This is a genomic window from Mycobacterium sp. GA-2829, from assembly GCF_001499965.1.
In the GTDB taxonomy this organism is placed as follows: domain Bacteria; phylum Actinomycetota; class Actinomycetes; order Mycobacteriales; family Mycobacteriaceae; genus Mycobacterium.
Genome location: NZ_LQIT01000067.1, coordinates 106,326 through 126,423 on the forward strand (window position 1 = coordinate 106,326; position 20,098 = coordinate 126,423).

General features: G+C 69.6%; 22 protein-coding genes. 15 read left to right on the forward strand and 7 right to left on the reverse strand.

The window, feature by feature from the left end:
* The first annotated feature begins 5 nt into the window (after positions 1–5).
* Both AU194_RS28085 and AU194_RS28090 read left to right on the forward strand, forming a co-directional pair.
* Complete coding sequence (locus AU194_RS28085; RefSeq protein ID WP_059092528.1) at positions 6–1,649, forward strand: NAD(P)/FAD-dependent oxidoreductase; 1,644 nt, start codon at positions 6–8, stop codon at positions 1,647–1,649.
* Positions 1,646–3,046, forward strand: coding sequence for a glutamine synthetase family protein (locus AU194_RS28090; protein WP_059092529.1), 1,401 nt, complete (start codon positions 1,646–1,648; stop codon positions 3,044–3,046). The genes AU194_RS28085 and AU194_RS28090 overlap by 4 nt, the downstream gene beginning before the upstream one ends.
* 6 nt (positions 3,047–3,052) lie before the next feature.
* Here AU194_RS28090 and AU194_RS28095 read toward each other — a convergent pair whose 3' ends face one another.
* A complete protein-coding gene (locus AU194_RS28095; protein WP_059092530.1) occupies positions 3,053–3,661 on the reverse strand; it encodes a hypothetical protein in 609 nt (202 codons plus the stop codon).
* 72 nt (positions 3,662–3,733) lie between these two features.
* On the opposite strand from AU194_RS28095, the gene AU194_RS28100 reads away from it, so the two are divergent.
* The 3 genes from AU194_RS28100 to AU194_RS28110 are packed head-to-tail and all read left to right on the forward strand — an operon-like array spanning position 3,734 to position 6,368.
* Positions 3,734–5,029 (forward strand): adenylosuccinate synthase, encoded by a 1,296-nt coding sequence (locus AU194_RS28100; protein ID WP_059092531.1) that lies wholly within the window; start codon positions 3,734–3,736, stop codon positions 5,027–5,029.
* Positions 5,026–5,673: a PaaI family thioesterase gene (locus tag AU194_RS28105; protein ID WP_059092532.1), complete on the forward strand. Its 648-nt coding sequence runs from the start codon at positions 5,026–5,028 to the stop codon at positions 5,671–5,673. Before AU194_RS28100 ends, AU194_RS28105 begins: the two co-directional genes overlap by 4 nt.
* Before the next feature lie 44 nt (positions 5,674–5,717).
* Entirely contained in the window at positions 5,718–6,368 is a 651-nt protein-coding gene (locus AU194_RS28110; protein ID WP_059092533.1) for a hypothetical protein, read from the forward strand.
* On the opposite strand, the gene AU194_RS28115 is transcribed toward AU194_RS28110, so the two are convergent.
* From AU194_RS28115 to AU194_RS28125, 3 genes are all read right to left on the reverse strand, one after another.
* Positions 6,313–6,519 (reverse strand): ferredoxin, encoded by a 207-nt coding sequence (locus tag AU194_RS28115; RefSeq protein WP_059092534.1) that lies wholly within the window; start codon positions 6,517–6,519, stop codon positions 6,313–6,315. The two genes, AU194_RS28110 and AU194_RS28115, sit on opposite strands and share 56 nt — an antisense overlap.
* Before the next feature lie 7 nt (positions 6,520–6,526).
* On the reverse strand, positions 6,527–7,732 hold the full coding sequence (locus tag AU194_RS28120; RefSeq protein WP_059092535.1) for a cytochrome P450: 1,206 nt from the start codon (positions 7,730–7,732) through the stop codon (positions 6,527–6,529).
* Between the two features lie 106 nt (positions 7,733–7,838).
* Positions 7,839–9,863 carry an MMPL family transporter gene (locus AU194_RS28125; protein ID WP_059092536.1) on the reverse strand — a complete coding sequence of 675 codons (2,025 nt, stop codon included), beginning with the start codon at positions 9,861–9,863 and terminating at the stop codon, positions 7,839–7,841.
* Positions 9,864–9,923: 60 nt separating this feature from the next.
* Between AU194_RS28125 and AU194_RS28130 the strand changes: the two genes are divergently transcribed.
* Positions 9,924–10,397 (forward strand): MarR family winged helix-turn-helix transcriptional regulator, encoded by a 474-nt coding sequence (locus AU194_RS28130; RefSeq protein ID WP_059092537.1) that lies wholly within the window; start codon positions 9,924–9,926, stop codon positions 10,395–10,397.
* Here AU194_RS28130 and AU194_RS28135 read toward each other — a convergent pair.
* The gene (locus AU194_RS28135; protein ID WP_059092538.1) at positions 10,394–11,995 is read right to left on the reverse strand and encodes a Na+/H+ antiporter; all 1,602 of its coding nucleotides are present in this window, start codon (positions 11,993–11,995) and stop codon (positions 10,394–10,396) included. The two genes, AU194_RS28130 and AU194_RS28135, sit on opposite strands and share 4 nt — an antisense overlap.
* Before the next feature lie 45 nt (positions 11,996–12,040).
* On the opposite strand from AU194_RS28135, the gene AU194_RS28140 reads away from it, so the two are divergent.
* From AU194_RS28140 to AU194_RS28165, 6 genes are read left to right on the forward strand one after another with little or no spacing between them, the layout of a single operon-like run.
* Complete coding sequence (locus AU194_RS28140) at positions 12,041–12,364, forward strand: UBP-type zinc finger domain-containing protein (RefSeq protein ID WP_059092539.1); 324 nt, start codon at positions 12,041–12,043, stop codon at positions 12,362–12,364.
* 22 nt (positions 12,365–12,386) lie between these two features.
* Entirely contained in the window at positions 12,387–13,616 is a 1,230-nt protein-coding gene (gene purT, locus AU194_RS28145; protein WP_059092540.1) for a formate-dependent phosphoribosylglycinamide formyltransferase, read from the forward strand.
* A gap of 3 nt (positions 13,617–13,619) precedes the next feature.
* A complete protein-coding gene (locus tag AU194_RS28150) occupies positions 13,620–14,057 on the forward strand; it encodes a hypothetical protein (protein WP_059092541.1) in 438 nt (145 codons plus the stop codon).
* A 19-nt stretch (positions 14,058–14,076) separates the two neighbouring features.
* Complete coding sequence (locus AU194_RS28155) at positions 14,077–14,490, forward strand: rhodanese-like domain-containing protein (RefSeq protein ID WP_059092542.1); 414 nt, start codon at positions 14,077–14,079, stop codon at positions 14,488–14,490.
* Positions 14,487–15,698: an O-succinylhomoserine sulfhydrylase gene (locus tag AU194_RS28160; protein WP_059092543.1), complete on the forward strand. Its 1,212-nt coding sequence runs from the start codon at positions 14,487–14,489 to the stop codon at positions 15,696–15,698. The genes AU194_RS28155 and AU194_RS28160 overlap by 4 nt, the downstream gene beginning before the upstream one ends.
* Positions 15,699–16,079 carry a hypothetical protein gene (locus AU194_RS28165; RefSeq protein ID WP_059092544.1) on the forward strand — a complete coding sequence of 127 codons (381 nt, stop codon included), beginning with the start codon at positions 15,699–15,701 and terminating at the stop codon, positions 16,077–16,079. It begins immediately after the preceding gene.
* 147 nt (positions 16,080–16,226) lie between these two features.
* Here the strand turns inward: AU194_RS28165 and AU194_RS28170 are convergent, their stop codons facing one another.
* Positions 16,227–17,090: an SDR family oxidoreductase gene (locus AU194_RS28170; RefSeq protein ID WP_059092545.1), complete on the reverse strand. Its 864-nt coding sequence runs from the start codon at positions 17,088–17,090 to the stop codon at positions 16,227–16,229.
* Between the two features lie 116 nt (positions 17,091–17,206).
* Between AU194_RS28170 and AU194_RS28175 the strand changes: the two genes are divergently transcribed.
* Together AU194_RS28175 and AU194_RS28180 are read left to right on the forward strand one after the other, a co-directional pair.
* Entirely contained in the window at positions 17,207–17,704 is a 498-nt protein-coding gene (locus tag AU194_RS28175) for a GNAT family N-acetyltransferase (protein ID WP_059092614.1), read from the forward strand.
* A 10-nt stretch (positions 17,705–17,714) separates the two neighbouring features.
* Entirely contained in the window at positions 17,715–18,005 is a 291-nt protein-coding gene (locus tag AU194_RS28180; RefSeq protein ID WP_059092546.1) for a hypothetical protein, read from the forward strand.
* Here AU194_RS28180 and AU194_RS28185 read toward each other — a convergent pair.
* Positions 17,987–18,733, reverse strand: coding sequence for an MBL fold metallo-hydrolase (locus tag AU194_RS28185; protein WP_059092547.1), 747 nt, complete (start codon positions 18,731–18,733; stop codon positions 17,987–17,989). The two genes, AU194_RS28180 and AU194_RS28185, sit on opposite strands and share 19 nt — an antisense overlap.
* 35 nt (positions 18,734–18,768) lie before the next feature.
* Here AU194_RS28185 and fgd point away from each other — a divergent pair, with 35 nt between their 5' ends.
* On the forward strand, positions 18,769–19,779 hold the full coding sequence (gene fgd, locus AU194_RS32775) for a glucose-6-phosphate dehydrogenase (coenzyme-F420) (RefSeq protein ID WP_059092548.1): 1,011 nt from the start codon (positions 18,769–18,771) through the stop codon (positions 19,777–19,779).
* Positions 19,780–20,098: the final 319 nt, after the last annotated feature.

Here is a 20,098-nt window from a genome sequence, read left to right on the forward strand (position 1 = left end):
AACGCATGTCTGCACAACAGGATTCGAAGAACCTCGACGTGGTGATCGTCGGGGCGGGGTTCGCCGGTCTCTACATGCTGCACCGCGTCCGCGCGCTGGGGCTCACCGCGCACATCGTCGAACGCGGTGAGGACGTCGGCGGTACCTGGTACTGGAACCGCTATCCCGGGGCGCGCTGCGACATCGAGAGCGTCGACTACTCGTACTCGTTCGACGAGGAGCTCACCCGCGCGTGGCGGTGGACCGAGCGCTACGCCGCACAACCCGAGATCCTCTCCTACATCGGCCATGTCGCCGACCGCTTCGGCCTGCGTGACGGCATCACGTTCGGCACCACCGTGGAGCGAGCCGACTGGGACGACGAGGCCGGGCGGTGGACCCTGCGTTGTGACACCGGGCTGACCGTGCACGCCACCTTCTGCGTCATGGCGACCGGCTGCCTGTCGGTGGCCAAACAGCCCGAGTTCCCAGGGCTCTCGCAGTTCGGCGGGCAGTGGTACCACACCGGACGGTGGCCGCACGTGCCGGTGGACTTCACCGGAAGGCGGGTCGCGGTGATCGGCACCGGCTCGTCGGGCATCCAGGCCATCCCGCGCATCGCCGAGGCGGCAGAGCAGCTCTACGTGCTGCAGCGCACCCCGAACTACAGCATGCCCGCGCAGAACCGGCCGCTGTCGGACGACGAGTTCGACGCGGCGATCGCGGATTACCCGACCCGACGGCAGATCTGCCGACTCTCCGACGCCGGTGTGCCGCATCCGCCGCCGACGCAGGCCACCTTCGACGTCACCCCCGAGGAGCGGGAACGGCGCTTCGAGGAGGGCTGGCAACGCGGCGGGATCAACGCGCTGTCCGCGGCGTTCACCGACTTCTTCACCGACGAGGAGGCCAACCGGATCGCACAGGAGTTCGCGCGCAACAAGATCCGCGACATCGTCACGGACCCCGAGACCGCGGAGCTGCTCTGCCCCCAGCACCACATCGGCACCAAACGCACGTGTGTGGACACCGGCTACTTCCAGACCTACAACCGCGACAACGTCGAACTGGTGAGCAGCCGCGCCGAACCGATCGACCAGATCACCGAGACAGGGATCCGGCTCGTCGGCGGCCGCCACCTCGACGTCGACACGATCGTGTTCGCGATCGGATTCGACGCCATCACCGGCGCATTGGCCGACATCGACATCCACGGGGTGGACGGTTCCGCGCTGCGCGACGAATGGGCCGACGGGTCGAGGACGCTGCTCGGTCTGCAGGTGGCCGGTTTCCCGAACCTGTTCACGGTCACCGGCCCCGGCAGCCCGTCGGTGCTGAGCAACATGCTGATCTCCATCGAGCAGCACGTCGACTGGATCGCCGACTGCCTGCTGCATCTGCGCAAACTCGGCCACGACCGCATCGAGGCCACCCGCGACGCCCAGGACCGGTGGATGGACCACGTCGCCGACCTGGCCGCCGAAACCCTCTACCCGCAAGCGAATTCGTGGTACGTCGGCGCCAACATCCCGGGTAAGCCACGCACCTTCATGCCCTACGTCGCCGGATGCGGCGAATACCGGCGGGAGTGCGAGGAGGTGGTCGCCGGCGGCTACTCCGGCTTCCTGCTCGGACGGCCCAGCACGGTGAGCGGAGGAGCCAACGCATGATCGACGCACCCACCGCCCCGACCCCGTCGGAGGTCCTGGCCCGGCTGCACGCCGAGGACGTCACCACGGTCATCATCGGCGGCACCGACACCCACGGGGTGATGCGCGGCAAACGGGTCCCGATCGCGCAGCTGCCCAGGATGCTCGAACACGGGATGCCGATGTGCGACGTGTTCTGGGTGATGCACGTCGACGAATCCGACCTCGTCGCGCGGCCGGACGGCTACCGCGGCTACTTTCCCACCGAACGCGAGGGTTACCCGGACATCCTCGCCGTGCCGGATCTGAAGACGCTGCGAATCGTCCCGTGGCACAGCGGGACCGCCCTACTGCTGTGCGACTGGGTGCTGCCGCACGACCACCGGCCGGTGCCGATAGCGCCGCGGTCGGTGCTGCGCCGCGTCGTCGAACGTGCCGACGCGATGGGCTACGAACCGCTCAGCGCACTGGAGTTGGAGTTCTACCTGCTGCGCGAGAAGGCGGGCACCACCCACCACAAACGCGCTGACGAACTCGTGCCGCTGCAGGAGGCGCCGAGCACCTACGGCGTCGTGATGGGTTCGCTGCAGGAGGACATCGGCGCGCTGATCCGCCGCCACATGCTCGATTACGGTCTGCCGGTCGAGGCGTGCAATCCCGAGACCGGCCCCGGCCAGTTCGAGATCACGCTGCGCTACGGGCACAGCCTGAAAGCCGCCGACGACGCGTTCCTGTTCAAGTCGGCGGTCAAGGAGGTGGCCGCGCAGAACGATCTGCTCGCGACGTTCATGGCGAAACCGGTGACCGGTTGGGCGGGCAACAGCTGCCACGCGCACCTGAGCCTGCGCGACCTCACCGGAGGCGGCGTGTTCTACGACGAGAATGCCCCAGACCAGCTGTCCACCGCGATGCGCCACTTCGCCGGCGGGATCCTGCACACCATGCGGGAGTTCACCGCGCTGATGGCGCCCACCCCGAACTCCTACCGCCGCTACGTGCCGTACTCGTGGGCCGGGACCACCGCCACGTGGGGCATCGAGAACCGGTCGGTGGGGCTGCGCGTCATCCGTGAGGGTGAACACGGCACCCGCGTCGAGCACCGTCAGCCCGGCGGCGACGCCAACCCGTATCTGGTCACCGCCGCCGCGCTCGCGGGCGGACTGCACGGACTGCTCAACGAGACCGATCCCGGCGACATGTCGGCCACCGATGTCTACGGCCAGCCGGCCGGTCAGGTGCCCGCGCTGCCGACCACCCTCACCGAGGCGGTAAACCTGTTGGCCGACAGTGCGATCGCCAGAGAGTGGTTCGGCGACGACTTCGTCGACCACTACGTGCAGATGAAGCGCGCCGAGATCGCGGCGCAGGCGGTGGCGGTCACCGACTGGGAGGTCGCCCGCTACCTCGAGGCGATGTAGACGACATCAGCTGACCCGCAACCACCCCTCGGTGTGGCGGTAGAACGTCGACCGTTTCACCTCGCGCGGGCCCTCCACCCCGTCGCGGACCACCCGCGCGCCCGTCGTCCCCAACTGCGCGGCGCGCCCCGCCACCCAGCGGTGCGGGCGGCCCCGCCCCGTGAGCACCGCCGCGCGCAGCCCCGGCATCTCGTCGGTCGGCTCGATGCGCACCCCCGCGGCCTCCCCGGTGAACAGCGTCGTGTCGTCGACGATGGCCTCACCGAGCAGCGGTGCGCCCCGCCACTCCGCGGATCCCACGATCGCGATCCCGGCGTCGTCGCGGATCAGCGGCACCCGCCGCGCCGTCCCCGACAACGCGGTGCGCGCCGCGAACAGCCCCCGCGCGGCGGCCAGCTCGACGCCGAGCCGTTCGGTGCGCATCAGCCGGGTCAGCACGGTTGCCAGGTCGGCGTCGGCGCCCACGACGACGAGCCGGCGCGCACCGGCCGACGCCGCGTCGACATCGGCCGTCCCCGTCACCTCGACGGTGTCCAGACCGGTCAGGGCGCGCGGGATGCGGCGGTCCCCGAACCGGAGGACCACCACGTCTGCGGACCCGTCTCTGGCACTCAAAACAACTCCTCCCGACCTGCTGGGATAGGGTGTGTCACCGGCTGCACCACAATTCAAGCGGGAGATTAAGCCATGCCGGCAATCGTGCTCATCGGAGCCCAGTGGGGTGACGAGGGCAAAGGAAAGGCCACCGATCTACTCGGCGGCCGCGTGCAATGGGTCGTTCGGTACCAGGGCGGCAACAACGCCGGCCACACCGTCGTGCTCCCGACCGGCGAGAACTTCGCCCTGCACCTCATCCCATCGGGCATCCTCACCCCCGGCGTCACCAACGTCATCGGCAACGGCGTCGTCGTCGATCCCGGGGTGCTGCTGACCGAGCTCAAGGGCCTCGAGGACCGCGGCGTCGACACCGAACGCCTGCTGATCTCGGCCGATGCGCACCTGCTGATGCCGTACCACGTCGCGATCGACAAGGTCGTCGAGCGGTGGGCGGGCAGCAAGAAGATCGGCACCACCGGCCGCGGGATCGGCCCCTGCTACCAGGACAAGATCGCCCGCATCGGCATCCGGGTGGCCGACGTGCTCGACCCGGCGCAGCTGGCGGAGAAGATCGAGGCCGCGCTGGAGTTCAAGAACCAGGTGCTGGTCAAGATCTACAACCGCAAGGCGCTCGACGCCGACGAGGTGGTCGACAACCTGCTCGAGCAGGCCGAGGGGTTCAAACACCGCATCGCCGACGCCCGGTTGCTGCTCAACGCCGCGCTCGAGAACGGCGAGACGGTTCTGCTGGAGGGGTCGCAGGGCACGCTGCTCGACGTGGACCACGGCACCTATCCGTTCGTCACCTCGTCGAACCCGACCGCGGGTGGCGCGGCCGTCGGATCCGGCATCGGGCCCACCCGCATCACCACGGTCCTCGGCATCCTCAAGGCCTACACGACCCGCGTCGGCTCCGGTCCGTTCCCGACCGAGCTGTTCGACGAGCACGGCGCCTATCTCGCCAAGACCGGTGGTGAGGTCGGTGTGACCACCGGCCGCGCCCGCCGCTGCGGCTGGTTCGACGCGGTGATCGCGCGGTACGCCACCCGCGTCAACGGCATCACCGACTACTTCCTGACCAAACTCGACGTGCTGTCCAGCCTGGAGACCGTGCCGGTCTGCGTCGGCTACACCATCGACGGCAAGCGCACCGACGATATGCCGATGACCCAGAGCGACATCGCCCGCGCCGAACCGGTCTACGAGGAACTGCCCGGCTGGTGGGAGGACATCAGCGCGTGCCGCACCTTCGACGAGCTGCCCGCCCGCGCGCGTGACTACGTGCTGCGGTTGGAAGAGCTTGCCGGAGCGCATGTCTCGTGCATCGGCGTGGGTCCGGGGCGCGATCAGACGATCGTGCGGCGCGACATCCTGGCCACTTCGTGAGCGCCGACTACGGGCTGGATCCGCGGCGCACCGACCCGGAGTACAACAAGCACGGCGGGTTCCCGGTGTTCGAGGCCGCCGAACCCGGACCGGGCTTCGAGAGGTTCCTGACCGCGATGCGCAAGGCGCAGGACCTCGCCGTCTCGGCGAATCCGGAGCCGGACACCTGGGACGCGGCGGCCGACCGTGTCGAGGAACTCATCGCACTGCTCGAACCGCACCGCGCCGGCGAGGGGGTCGGACCGGCCAACCGGGTGCCGACGCTGCCCGGTGCGGGCAGCCTGCTCATGCCACCGTGGCTGGTCACCAGGTTCGAGGCGGACGGCGTCGAACTCGAGGTCACGTTCAGCCGCTACCACGTGGGCGGCAACTCCGCGGTGCACGGCGGGGTGCTGCCGCTGCTGTTCGACTCGATGTTCGGCATGGTGATCCACGCGACCGGCCGCCCCATCAGCCGCACCGCGTTCCTGCATGTCGAGTACCGCGCCGTGACGCCGATCGACACCGTGCTGACCGCCCGCGGGTGGCTGCGCGAGGCCGAGGGCCGCAAGGCGTTCGTGAACGCCGAACTGCGGGACGCCGACGAGAAACTGCTCGCCGAGGCGAACGGCCTGATGATCCGGTTGCTGCCCGGCCAACCCTGAGTCGGTGCGACGATGACCGCGTGGCCGGACCTCAACCGCACCGGATGTCGACACCGCGGGCCGCAGCGCTGGCAGGCGTCGTGTTCGCGCTGCTGTTCGGCGCGGCGCTGATCCTCATCCGCCTGTCCCTGTCCGAGGGTGCCGAACCAGGATCCCAGTGGCTCGACGGCGGCAGTCACCGGTTGCGGGTGGCGGCGATGCTCATGCCGTTCGCGGGCATCGCGTTCCTGTGGTTCATCGGCGTGATCCGGGACGGTTTCGGCGCCTACGAGGACCGCTTCTTCGCGACCGTATTCCTCGGCAGTGGGCTGCTGTTCCTCGCGACGATGTTCGTCGCGTCCGGCGTCGGTGCCGGGCTGGAGGCGATGGGCGAGCACATCAACGCCTCGGCGGCCCGCTCGGACGTGGCGACGTTCGGGCAAATGGTGTTGCTGGCCGCGTCGAAGACCTACGCCTTGCGGATGGCGTCGGTGTTCATGCTGTCGCTGGGCACGATCTGGTTGCGCACCGGGCTGATGCCGCGGCCGCTGGTCTACGGCACCTATCTCGTCGCGCTGGCACTCATGGTCGCCGCCGAGGTCAGCATGTGGCTGGTGCTGGCGTTCCCGGCCTGGGTGCTGGTGATCAGCGTGCTTCTGCTCACCCGGACGGTGGGTCTGGTGCCACCTTCAGCGCCTGCGCCGGACACAATCTGACCGCCTCGCGGGCGTGGTCCTGCTCGCCGTCGGGCACCGGATCGGCCAACAGCACGACGATGCCGTCGTCGTCCTGGTCGAACACCTCCGGTGCGCTCATCACGCAGTTCCCCGCGCTGATGCAGGCGTCGCGGTCCACGTCGATCCTCATCGCGTCCTCACCATCCCACCAGCAGTGACCGTAGCCCGTAGATGAAGTGAAACGACCGGAACGAGACATCCTCGAACGGTTCGGCCAGCTCCAGGGTGGGGAACCGGCGCAGCAGCGCGGGTAACGCGATCCGCAACTCCATGCGGGCCAGCGGGGCCCCGAGGCAGTGGTGCACGCCGTGCCCGAACGCGAGGTGACCGGGGGCGCCGCGGCGGATGTCGAGGACGTCGGGGTCGGCGATGAAGTCGGGGTCGCGGTTGGCCGACGGCAGCGAGACGAACACCAGCCGTTCCGCGGGGATCGTCACCCCGGCGATCTCCACCTCGGTGGTGGTGATCCGCGGGATCCCGCTGTGCACGATCGACAGCCAGCGCAGCAGTTCCTCGACCGCGGGGGCCACGGCGGCGGGATCGTCGCGCACCGTTGCGAGCTGATCGGGGTGGCGCAGCAGGGCCAGCACGCCGAGGCCGAGCATGTTCGACGTCGTCTCGTGCCCGGCGAGCAGCAGCAGACCCGCGATGCCCGCCAGTTCGTCGTCGGTCAGCTCGTCGCCGTGGTCGCGCACCAGCATGCCGAGGATGTCGTCACCCGGGGTGCGGCGCGCCCGCTGCACCAGCGTGTCCATGTAGTCGCGGCTCTGACGCACCATCTCCATGCGCTCGGGGATCGGCAGCGAGAAGTCGAGTTGACGGGCGCTGCGCCGCTGGAAATCTTCTCGGTCGGCGTACGGCACACCGAGCAGTTCGCAGATCACCAGCGACGGGATGGGCAGCGCGAACCCGTTGACCAGATCCGTTGGCGGCCCGCTCTTTTCGAGTGCGTCGAGGTGCTCGTCGACGATCGCGACGATGCGGGGTTCGAGCCGGTTGATGCGGCGCAGCGTGAACTCCGAGGTGAGCATCCGCCGCAGCCGCTGGTGTTCGGGCGGATCGTTGGCCAGCAGGTTGCCCGCCTGGGCCCTGGCCTGCTCGGCGTCGGTGATCGGACCGGCCGCGCCGACGAACCCGGGCGGGCGGGTGTTCGAGAACCGTTCGTGGTCGGCGAGTACGGCCTTGACGTCCTCGTGGCGCGTGACCAGGAAGACGTCCATGTCGAACGCGTTCTTGACCATGCGGACACCGGTGGACTCCCGGATCTCGCGCAGCGCGGGGGTCGGGTCGAACCCGTTGCGGCGCATATGCAGAGGGGGGAGGGCGGGGGCCTCGGACGTCATGCCAACCGAACGTACGCCTGTCGGCGCGGCTCGCGCATCGCCGAAACTGCGGTGAGATCGCGAAATCGCGCGCGAACGCGATCTGGCAGCAGTCTCGGCGGAAGATCTACGGCTTCGCGCGCAGCGCAGGCCACCAGATCTTCGGACCGATCAGCGTGAACAGGGCCGGGATGATGACCGTGCGCACCAGGAACGTGTCCAACAGGATGCCGAGGCCGACGATGATGCCCAGCTGGGTGAGCACGATCAGCGGCAGCACGCCGAGCACGCAGAACACCGCGGCCAGCACGATGCCCGCGCTGGTGATGACGGCGCCGGTCGCCGACACCGCGCGCACGATGCCCAGCCGGGTGCCGTACTCCGGTGTCTCCTCACGGGCCCGGGTGACCAGGAAGATCGTGTAGTCCACCCCGAGCGCGACCAGGAACAGGAACGCGAACAGCGGCGTCGTGTCGTCCAGTGCGGGGAAGCCGAACAGGTGCACGCTGGCCCAACCGCCGAGACCCAGCGCCGCCAGCGCGCTGAGCACCGTCACCCCCACCAGGATCAGCGGCGCGAGCGCCGACCGCAGCAGCACGTACAGCACCACCAGGACGACGGCGAGGATGGCCGGGATGACGACCATGCGGTCACGTCCGGCGGCGGTGCTGACGTCACGGGCCTGCGCGTCGGATCCGCCGACCAGCGCCGAGGAGTCCACGGTGCGCACGTTCTCGCGCAGCGCGTCGACGGTCGAGAACGCCTCCTCGGAGGCGGGTTCGGCCGACAGCACCACCGACCACTGCGTCAGCCCGGTCGGCGAGGTGCCCGCCGGGTTCGCCGACACCACACCGTCGGTGTCGGTGATCGCCTTCTGCAGTTCGGCGGTCTTGTCGGAGGCCCCGATGACACGGGTCGGGTCGGTCAGCCCGCTCGGGAAGTGGTCGGCCAGCGTCTCGTACCCGGTCACCGACTCGGCCTGCACCCGGAACTGTTCGGTCTGCGTCAACCCGATCGGGGTGAACAGCAGACCGGTGCACAGCAGCACCAGTGCGCCGATCGTCGGTACCGCCACCCGCACCGGACGACGGGCGACCGAGGCGGCGATGCGGTGCCAGATCCCGCTGTCGGTCAGCGGTGCGGCGCCCTCCTTCGGGATCAGCGGCCAGAACAGCTTCTTGCCGAACAGGCGCAGCAGCGCGGGCAGTACCAGCAGCACGAACACCGCGGCGACCACCAGACCGGACGCGGCCTGCACACCCAGGCTGCGGGTGCTCGGCGCTGAGGCGAACACCAGCGTGAGCAGTGCCAGCACCACGGTGGCGTTGCTGGCCAGGATCGCCGGGCCCGCGGCGCGCACCGCGACGCTCAGCGCCGCCTTGTGGTCGCCATTGCGGGTCAGTTCCTCGCGGTAGCGCGAGATCAGCAGCAGCGCGTAGTTGGTGCCCGCACCGAACACCAGCACGCTGGTGATGCCGGAGGTGGAGCCGTCGGGCGTCATCCCGACCGCCTCGGCGATCGCGCTGCCCACCACGGCGGCCACCCGATCGGCGAACCCGATCACCGCCAGCGGCACCAGGAACAGCACGGGTGAGCGGTAGGTGACGATCAGCAGCAAGGCGACCACGGCGGCCGTCACGGCGAGCAGGGTGAAGTTGGCGCCGGAGAACGAGTTCGCGATGTCGGCGCCGAACGCCGGTCCGCCGGTCACCTCGGCCTTCAGGTCGCCGGGCAGCCCGTCTTTGGCGGAGTCGCGGACCTGTTTGACCGCGTCGTTGAGGTCGAAACCGGACAGGTCGGCGGCCAGCGGGACGGTGGCGATCGCGGCTTTGGCGTCCTCGGAGACCACGACGGGCGGGCCCGCCGGGGTGCTCTGGGCGGCGTCGAGCATGCGCTGGCGGGCGGCCTCGGTGGCCTCGACGTCAGCAGGGGAGAGCGTGGCGCCGTCGGTGCGGGTGACGACGAGGATCGCCGGAGCCTCATCACCGCCAGGGAACTCGCCGCGCAGCGCGTTGACCTGGGCCGATTCGGCGTCGCTGGGGACCGACACCGGTGACTGCGAACTCGACTCGCCGCCACCGAGGACGCCCATCAGGCCCCCGCCGACGAGGACCACCAGCAACGCAACGATCCAGGAGAAACGACCCGACATGCCCTCTCCTATTCCCGATATTTCAGAAACTTAACATCTAGCCGAACTATCCTCGTTCGGATGGCTGACGCCGACCGCGCCGCGCTCGAAGCGCAGATCGCCGCGGACATCCGGGCGCTGTCGGCCGAGTCCGAACACATCGGACGGGTCTTCGCCGCGCAGCATGCACTGACCGCCAACGATTTTCGCGCCCTGCTGCACATCACGGTCGCCGAGACGGCGGGCCGGCCACTCACCGCGGGCGAACTGCGCAGGCAGATGGGCATGTCGGGGGCGGCGATCACCTACCTCGTCGAGCGGATGATCGCCTCCGGACACGTGCGGCGCGAATCCGATCCCGCCGACCGGCGCAAGGTGATCCTGCGGGTCGCCGAGCACGGGATGGGCGTGGCGGGTCAGTTCTTCGCCCCGCTGGCCGAGCACACCTCCAGGGCGATGGCCGAGCTACCCGATGCCGACCTCGCCGTCGCGCATCGGGCCTTCGCCGCGCTGCTCGACGCCATGGCCGCGTTCCGCAACGACCTCGGCGACTAGCGCCGGTTGAGCGTCGCCTCCTCGAGGTCGAGGCCGTAGAGCACCGACCGCAGCACCTCGTCGTCGATGCGTCCGCTGTCGCGTTCGGCGATCAGCGTCGCGCGTTCGGCGGCCAGCATCTCCAGCCGCAGCCGCCGGAACGCCGCGGCCGGGCTCTCGCCGATGTCGTCCTCGTCGCGGCCCAACTGCTCCCACGCAGAATTCCGTCGTCGGGTGTTCCACCCGCGCAGCACCTCCGCCGCGCGCTCGTGCACGTCGTCGAGGCCGCCGCCGTCGCGCTGTTCGGCGAGCACTTGGTCGAGGCGTTCGGCGGCCGCCCTGGCCGCCCGGTCCTGGGCGGCGGCCGCGGCCACCGCATCGGTGTGGGCCTCGTCGCCCTGTACGTGCAGGGTGCGGATCAGCCACGGCAGCGTCAGACCGTGTAGCAGCAGGGTGCCGACCACGACGACGAAGGTGAGGAACAGCAGCTGCGGACGGCCCGGGAACTCCGCACCGGTCAGCGTCGTCGCGGGCACGCCGAACGCCGCCGCCAGCGACACCACACCGCGCATCCCCGCCCACGCCACCACGAACACCTGCGCGGGGCGGGGCCGGGGTTCTCGGTCGCGCAGTCCGGGGGACAGCGCCCGCGGCAGGTAGGCGAACAGGTACACCCACAGGATCCGCACCCCGATGACCGTGGCGAGCACCGCCAGCGACGACACCAACAGCACCATCGCCGAGATCCCGGCGAGCTCCGAGACGATCTGCGGCAGCTGCAGGCCGATCAGCAGGAACGCGAACGACTCCAGCAGCAACTGCACCGCCTTCCACACCGCGTTGTCCTGCAACCGGGTCGCGTAGCTCGCCTGCGTCGAGTGCTGTCCGAGGATCAGCGCCGCGACCACCACCGCGATCACCCCTGAGCCGTGCGCCTCCTCGGCGATCAGGTAGATCCCGAACGGTGCGATGAGACCCAGCGCGCTCTCGACGATCGGGTCCCGCAGCCGCGATCGCACATAGACGATCAACGCGCCGAGCACACCGCCCACCACGACGCCGCCGACCGCGGCCAGAGCGAACGTCGTCAGCCCGCCGGTCCAACTCGCGGTGCCGCCGATCGCGAGGCCAAGCGCCACCTTGTAGGCGGTCAGCGCGGTCGCGTCGTTGAGCAGGCTCTCGCCGCCGAGCAGCGTCATCAGCCGGCGGGGCAGCCCGAGCCTGCGGCCGACGGCGGTCGCGGACACGGCATCCGGCGGCGCGACGATCGCGCCCAGCGTCAGCGCGGCCGCGACGGTGAGCTCGGGCACCGCCCAGTACGCCACGACCCCGACCGCGAACGTCGTCGCCAGCGGCAGCCCGACCGCGAGCATCCCGATCGCGCTGACGTTGCGCCGCAATGCCACGTAGCTGCTCTCCAGCCCGGCCGACCACAGCAGCGGCGGCAGCACCACGTAGAGCACCAGGTCGGGTTCGAGCTGGATGTCGGGCATGCCGGGGATCAGCCCCGCGGCCAGTCCGGCGACCACGAGCAGCAGCGGCGCCGACAGGTCGGCGCGGCGGGCCACGGCGGCCAATAACACCGCGGCGACCAGGACGGCCAGCAGTGAGGCACTCACCTCGGGAGTCCTCCTTCCCTCATCGCATCCGTATCCTCGGTCACCATGCGCAGCAGAGCACGTCGAGCCACCCGGCGGGCGCAGGATCCGGCGGCGCCTGCCACGTGTGAGCACCTGGCCGCATCCGAGGCCCCTAACGTCTTACCGGAGCCGAGAACTCCCGGCCGCTGCGAGGGCTGCGCCGAACTCGGCGAGGAGACGTGGGCGCACCTGCGGGTGTGCCTGGTGTGCGGACACCTCGGATGCTGTGATTCCAGCCCGCACCAGCACGCCACCGAACACTTCCGCCGGACCGGCCACCCCGTCATGCGCTCGGCCGAACCGGGGGAGTCGTGGCGGTGGTGCTACATCGACCACCTCGTGGGTTGACCATCTGGCAGGCTGGCGGACGATGACTGAACCAACCGACCCCGAAGTCGCGGTGACCCCGGCCGGAACCAGGAGCACGGTGCTGCTGCTCGGCGGCGGGGAGTCCAGCCGCGAACTCGCGCTGGCCTTCCAGCGGCTCGGCGCGGTGGTGGTGGCCGTCGACCATTACGCCGACGCGCCCGCGCACGGCGTGGCCGACCGGTCGGACGTGGTGGAGCTGACCGACACCGAGGCCGTCACCGCGCTGATCGAGCGGGAGAAGCCGCGCTACGTCGTCGCGCAGTCCGGTGCGATCGCCGCCGACGCGCTGATCGGGATCGCCGAACGCGACGACGTCGACGTGTTCCCCACCCCGCGCGGCATCCGGCTCGGACAGGACCGCGAAGGGATGCGGCGGCTGGCCTCCGACGAACTCGGGCTGCCGACCGCACCGTTCTGGTTCGCCGGCTCCGCCGAGGAACTGGGCGTCGTGGCCCAGCACGCCGGGTTCCCGCTCGTCGTGAAACCGATCTCCGGCGCCCCCGGCGAGGGACAGTCGGTGCTGCTGCGCGACGAGGACGTCGAACCGGCCTGGCGGCGCGCCGTCGCCGCGGGCCGAATCACCCACAACCGGGTGATGGCCGAGACCGTCGTCGAGGTGGATTTCGAGGTCACGCTGCTGACGGTGCGCAGCACCGGTGCCACCGGCCCCACGCTGACCTTCAGCGAACCGATCGGGCACCGGCCGGGCGACGGTGACGCGCTGGAGTGCTGGCAGCCCCAGCAGATGACGCCCGCCGCGCTGGACGCGGCGAAGTCGATCGCCGCGCGCATCGTGAACTCGTTGGGCGGGCGCGGGGTGTTCGCGGTCGAACTGCTGGTCCGCGGCGACGAGGTGTACTTCTCCGACGTGCGGGCCCGGCCGCAGGACACCGGCCTGGTGACGCTGCGATCGCAGCGGCTGTCCCAGTTCGAACTGCACGCCCGCGCGATCCTCGGCCTCACCGTCGACACGATCATGATCTCCCCCGGTGCGGCCGAGGTCCGGTACGCCGGCGCCGAGACGTCGGTGGCGCAACCGTCGGGTGCCGAGATCGCCGCGGTGATCGCCGAGGCGCTGGCCACCCAGGAGAGCGACGTGCGGTTGTTCGGCCGCCCGGACGAGACCGACGGCAGGCGCAGGCTCGGGGTGGCGCTGGCGACTGCGCCGGATGTGATCATCGCGCGCGACCGGGCGCGCCGGGTCGGCGCGGCGCTGCGCAGGCTGTGGTGACCGGTGGCTGACTCCGACGCCGACCGGCCCACCGCGACGCCGTTCCTGCTGGCGCTCGTCATCATTGTCCTCGTCGTGATCGGTATCTGGCTGGTCAACCTCGTCGAGGGTGACGACCCCACGCCCGAACAGCTCATCGGCCAGGCCGCGGTGGCCCAGAACGACGCGCTGCAACGGGAGAGCTACCCGGATTTCACCGCCTACACCTGCCGAGCCGAACACGGCACAGAGGCCGAAGTGCTTCGGCAGCAACGGGATTCGAAGGTCGAACACGGTGCCAGGTACATCGACGGGGTGAGCGATGTGTCCGTCGACGGCGACCGCGCCACCGCCACGGTCACCTACCACTTCGAGAACACCGAGGACGACAAGTTCGGCGTGCCGACGACCTTCGTCCAGGAGGACGGGGCCTGGAAGGTGTGTTCGACCGCGTCCAGCTAGGTGTGGGACACTCACGGCCGTGAGTTACGCGGGAGACATCACACCGGAGGAGGCCTGGCGGCTGCTCGACGACAACCCCGATGCAGTACTGGTGGACTGTCGTACCGACGCCGAGTGGCGCTTCGTCGGCGTGCCCGATCTGGCCCCGCTGTCCCGCGACGTCGTGTTCATCGAGTGGAACCGCACCGACGGCAGCCACAACGACGGTTTTGTCGAGGAGTTGAAGGCCGCGGGCATCACACCCGGTGAGCGTCCGGTGGCGTTCCTGTGCCGCTCCGGCAACCGGTCGATCGGCGCCGCCGAGGCCGCGACCGCGGCGGGTATCGGCCCCTCCTACAACATCCTCGACGGGTTCGAGGGCCACCTCGACGAGTCGAAGCATCGCGGCGGCAGCGGCTGGAAGGCCGTCGGCCTGCCCTGGAAGCAGTCATGAGCGACGAGATCCCTTCGGTTCGCCGGCCGGCCGAACTGCCCGACGGGGTCAGCCAGGCCACGATCGGGGTGCGCGGGGGTCTGCTGCGCTCGGGGTTCGAGGAGACGGCCGAGGCCATGTACCTCACCTCGGGTTACGTGTACGCCTCGGCCGCCGAGGCGGAGAAGGCGTTCACCGGCGAGATCGACCGGTATGTGTACTCGCGCTACGGCAACCCGACGATCTCGATGTTCGAGGAGCGGCTGCGGCTGATCGAGGGCGCCGAGGCCTGCTTCGCGACGGCGACGGGGATGGCGGCGGTGTTCACCTCGCTGGGCGCGCTGCTCGGCGCCGGGGACCGGTTGGTCGCGGCGCGGTCGCTGTTCGGATCGTGTTTCGTGGTGTGCAACGAGATCCTGCCCCGGTGGGGGGTGGAGACCGTGTTCGTCGACGGCGACGACCTCTCCCAGTGGGAGGAGGCGCTGTCGGTACCCACGCAGGCGGTCTTCTTCGAGACGCCGTCGAATCCGATGCAGTCGCTGGTCGACATCGCCGCGGTCTGCGACATGGCCCACGCCGCGGGCGCAAAGGTGGTGCTGGACAACGTCTTCGCGACCCCGCTGCTGCAGCAAGGGCTGCCGCTCGGCGCGGACGTCGTCGTGTATTCGGGCACCAAGCACATCGACGGTCAGGGCCGTGTGCTCGGCGGGGCAATCCTCGGCTCGAAGGAGTACATCGACGGTCCGGTGCAAAAGCTGATGCGCCACACCGGCCCGGCGCTCAGCGCGTTCAACGCGTGGACGCTGCTCAAGGGGCTGGAGACGATGGCGGTGCGCGTCGACTACTCGAACCGGTCGGCCCAACGGATCGCGGAGTTCCTCGAGGAGCAGTCGTCGGTGAGATGGGTGAAATACCCGTTCCTGCAGTCACATCCGCAGCACGACCTGGCCAAGCGGCAGATGCGCGGCGGCGGCACGGTGGTGACGTTCGAACTGTCCGGCGGTAAGGAGCGGGCGTTCGAGGTGCTGGACAAGCTGCAGGTCATCGACATCTCCAACAACCTCGGCGACGCCAAGTCGCTGATCACCCACCCCGCGACCACGACGCACCGCGCGATGGGGCCGGAGGGGCGGGCGGCGATCGGCCTGGGCGACGGCGTGGTGCGGATCTCCGTCGGGCTCGAGGGCACCGACGACCTGATCGCCGACCTCGACCGGGCGTTGAGCTGAGTGTCGCGCAAATCCGAGGCCAAGAAGGCGCGCAGGCGAAAGCGGTTGGCCGCGCGCGGACCGCGCTGGGCGCCGGGGGCCGAAGACGACGGTCTGCTCGTCGACGACGTGATCACGTCCCGCGGTTGGGAGTTCGACGTCGACAACTCGAACGACGAGATGGTGACGTGGTACTTCCCGCCGTCGCTGTTCGACACCGACGACGAGACCGTCGAGACGGTGACGCGGATCTGGCTGACTGAGGATGAACAGTGGCACGTCATCCTGGTCGGGGCGGCTCCCGACGGGGTCGACTACATGTTCTCCGCGGAGTCGCTGCTGGAGAATCTCGAGGCGGTCGAGGCCTACCGCGCGGGGGATGCGACGCCCCATTTCGCGTAGCGCGACCGAAGCTACGCAGGCCCGTTCTCGCACTTTTGCTGCGCCACTTCAGGCTCGCGAGGGGCCATACGGGGTTGCCCGCGCCGAACGTGCGCCCACTGCGAAAATCAGCCCCGTTTTTCGCAGTGAGTGCACGTTCGACGAGCCCTACTCCTTCGTGTCGCCCTCGACCACGCCCAGCGCCGCCCGCGCGCGGTCCTCGTAGCTCTTGCGCTCGGCGGCGTCGAATTCGAGGAACACCGTGTCCAGTCCGAGCTTGCCGTTCAGCCAGCGCCGGCCCCGCGGACCGAGCAACTGGGCGGCCTGCGCGGTGAACCGCAGAGCCGGCGGCACCGACACGTGTGTCTTCGGCTTGTACAGCGTCTTGACCACCGCCGCCGCGATCTCCTCCGGTTCCACCGGCTTGATCGCCCCGGATTCCTTGGTCCCCGAGATCAGCTCGGTCTTGGTGAACGGCGGCATCACCACCGATACGTGCACACCGTGCGGGGCGACCTCGTCGGCCAGCGCCGCCGACAGCCCGACCACACCGAACTTGGCGCCGACGTAGACCACCTGGCCCGGGACCGGGATCAGCCCGGACAGCGAAGCGATGTTGATGATGTGCCCGCGCCGACGGGCGATCATGTCCGGCAGTGCCAGCTGGCAGCCGGTGATCACGCCGTAGAGGTTCACCTCGATCGACGACCGGATCGCCTGTTCGGACTGGTCGAGGAACGGTCCGATCGGCATCACGCCCGCGTTGTTGATCAGCACGTCGATGTGCCCGCCGCCGTCGGTGCGGGCCTTGTCGAGGAACGTGGCGAACGACTCTCGGTCGGTGACGTCGAGCGGATACCCCGAGACCGGCCCCAGCTTGGTCAGCTGGGCGACCGCCGACTCCTGCAGCGCCACGTCGCGGTCGCCGATCACGACGCGGGCGCCCCGTGCCAGTAGTGCCTTGGCGGTGGCGTAACCGATCCCGCGGGCGGCGCCGGTGATCGCGATCGTCTTGCCGCTGATGTTGTCCATGCCGCGAACTTTACAGGTGTCAAGTTTTGATCGGAAGAGCATTCGTCCGCCTCGAACAGTGGGCCAAGGAATGCACTGCGGCGTGCGACGTGTTCAGTGGGGTGATGAGCGTGCCGATGACTGACGACGTGCGGTTCGTGACCGTGACGCAAACCGATCCGCGGGCCGAACCGCTGTTGGCTGAACTCGCGGTCGAATACGCCGACCGGTACGACGGGCGCGCCGAGGCGGTCCTGGCGTGGTTGCGTCGCTATCCGGCCGAGGAGTTCGCCGGGCCGGACGGCGCCATGCTGATCGGCCTGCTCGGCGAGACTCCCGTCACCGGTGGCGCGTTCCGCCGTTTCGATGCCGAAACCGCTGAGCTGAAACGCATCTGGACCGACAGCGGACACCGGCGCCGCGGCTACGCCCGCGCGCTGCTGACCGCGTTGGAGACCGAGATCGCCGCGCGCGGCTACGGCCGGATCTACCTGACGACGGGCGACCGCCAACCCGAAGCCGAAGCCCTCTACCTCGCGACCGGCTACCGCCGGCTACCCGAACCCCTGCCCGCCGAAGGCGAGGTCTATCCCGTCGCCTTCGTCAAGCACCTGCGGGAGCACCTCGGTTTGTAAGCTGGCGCAAATGTCACAGGCGACCGTGGGGTGGCTGATCCTGCTGACCGCGGGCGTCATCGCCGCGGCCGGGGTGTCGCTGCGGGGGTTCGTCGGCCGCCGCGCCGACCGGCATCCGCTCGGCCGGCTCACCCGCCGGTTCCGGGAGACGAAGCTCGCCAGGCGAGTGTTCGGGCCTGTGCACCGCGATGCGCTCGACCCCGACGAACTCGATCAGGTGATCCTGATGCCCACCCTCGTCGTCGCGTGCGGGCTGTGCCTGACCGCGGTGTTCCTGCTCGGCTACCGCGTCCTGAGCTGACGGGCCGCCGCCAGCGCGGCATCGCGGATCGGTCCGCGCCACAACGGTCCGTGCCCCGGCAACAGGGTCTCGGCGTCGACGAGCGCGAGCGCGTCCAGGGTCTGCACACAGCGGGCCTGATCGTGGTTGAACACCTCCGGCAGCAGCTGCGGGCGGGTGTCGGCGAGCAGCGGGTGACCGGTCACCAGTGCGTCGCCGCCGACCAGGACGCCGTCGACCAGATACGAGCAGTGCCCGCCGGTGTGGCCGGGGCTCGGGATCGCCCGCGGGGTACCCGGCAGCGTCGCGGCGACTTCGTCGGTGAGCGCCGCGGCAGTCGGGATTCCGCCGCGCGTCAGACCGCCCTTGCGGCTGATCGTCACCGTCCACTTCAGCCACCGCGGCTGCCACACGTGTTTCGCGACCTCGACCGGGGACACCTGCTCGAGGTACTCCCGACGGGCGTGCCCGACCTCGTCGGCGTGGGCGTAGACGGGGATGCCGTGGTGGGCGGCGAACCAGATCGCCGAACCGAAGTGGTCGACGTGCGCGTGGGTCAACAGGATCGCCCGCACATCACCCAGCCCGAAACCCAAGCGGCGCAACGAATCCACCACATCGTCGCGGTGGCCGGGGAACCCGGTGTCGATCAGCACGACCCCACGGTCGTCGGCCACCACCGTCCAGTTCACCAGGTCGGTCTGGGCGAGGTGGACACGGTCGGTGACGGCCGTCAGCGCTGCTGGCATGCCGCGAGTGTAGGCAGAGGAGTAGAAACGAGATCGTGGCTGAACTCAAACTCGGATACAAGGCGTCGGCGGAGCAGTTCGCGCCGCGGGAACTGGTGGAGCTCGCGGTGGCGGCCGAAGAGCACGGGATGGACAGTGCGACGGTCAGTGACCACTTCCAGCCGTGGCGTCATGAGGGCGGGCATGCGCCGTTCTCGCTGGCGTGGATGACCGCGGTGGGGGAGCGCACCAAACGCCTGCAGTTGGGGACCTCGGTGCTGACGCCGACGTTCCGGTACAACCCGGCGGTGATCGCGCAGGCGTTCGCGACGATGGCGTGTCTGTACCCGAACCGGATCTTCCTCGGGGTGGGGACCGGTGAGGCGCTCAACGAGATCGCCACCGGCTACGAGGGCGACTGGCCGGATTTCAAGGAACGCTTCGCCCGGTTGCGCGAATCGGTGCGGCTGATGCGGGAGCTGTGGCTCGGCGACCGGGTGGATTTCGAGGGCGAGTACTACCGCACCAAGGGGGCGTCGATCTACGACGTGCCCGAAGGCGGGGTGCCGGTGTACGTCGCCGCGGGTGGGCCGGTGGTGGCCAAGTACGCCGGCCGCGCCGGGGACGGCTTCATCTGCACCTCGGGTAAGGGTGAGGAGCTCTACAAGGACAAGCTGCTGCCGGCGGTGGCCGAAGGCGCCGACGCGGCGGGCAAGAACGTCGACGACGTCGACAAGATGATCGAGATCAAGATCTCCTACGACACCGATCCCGAACTGGCGCTGGAGAACACGCGGTTCTGGGCGCCGCTGTCGCTGACCGCCGAGCAGAAGCACAGCATCGACGATCCGATCGAGATGGAGAAGGCCGCCGACGAGCTGCCGATCGAGCAGGTCGCCAAGCGCTGGATCGTGGCATCGGATCCTGACGAGGCGGTGGAGAAGGTCAAGGATTACGTGGGCTGGGGGTTGAACCACCTGGTGTTCCACGCTCCGGGGCACGACCAGCGGCGCTTCCTCGAACTGTTCCAGCGCGACCTGGAGCCTCGGCTGCGGAAACTGGGCTGACGCGGTCGGTGCGGCGCGCCGGCGGTTCGGTCACCCGGTACACCCGGAACCGTTCGTCGCCGGTCGCGCCGTACACCGAATGCACCAGCGTGCCCAGCCCCGCCCCGTTGGCCCACAGGTCGGGGTAGCGCACGTTGAGCGCATCGGCGTTGCTGATGCCGGGGTTGCTCGCGACGATGTACTGCACGCCGAAGTCGCGCGGCCGGTTGAGCGTCGCGGTGAAGTCGTAGTCGCTGGTGATGACGAACTGCTTGGGCCGCTCCGACCCCAGCCACACCCCCCAGGTGTTGAAGGTGTCCATCAGCACCGCACCCTCGGG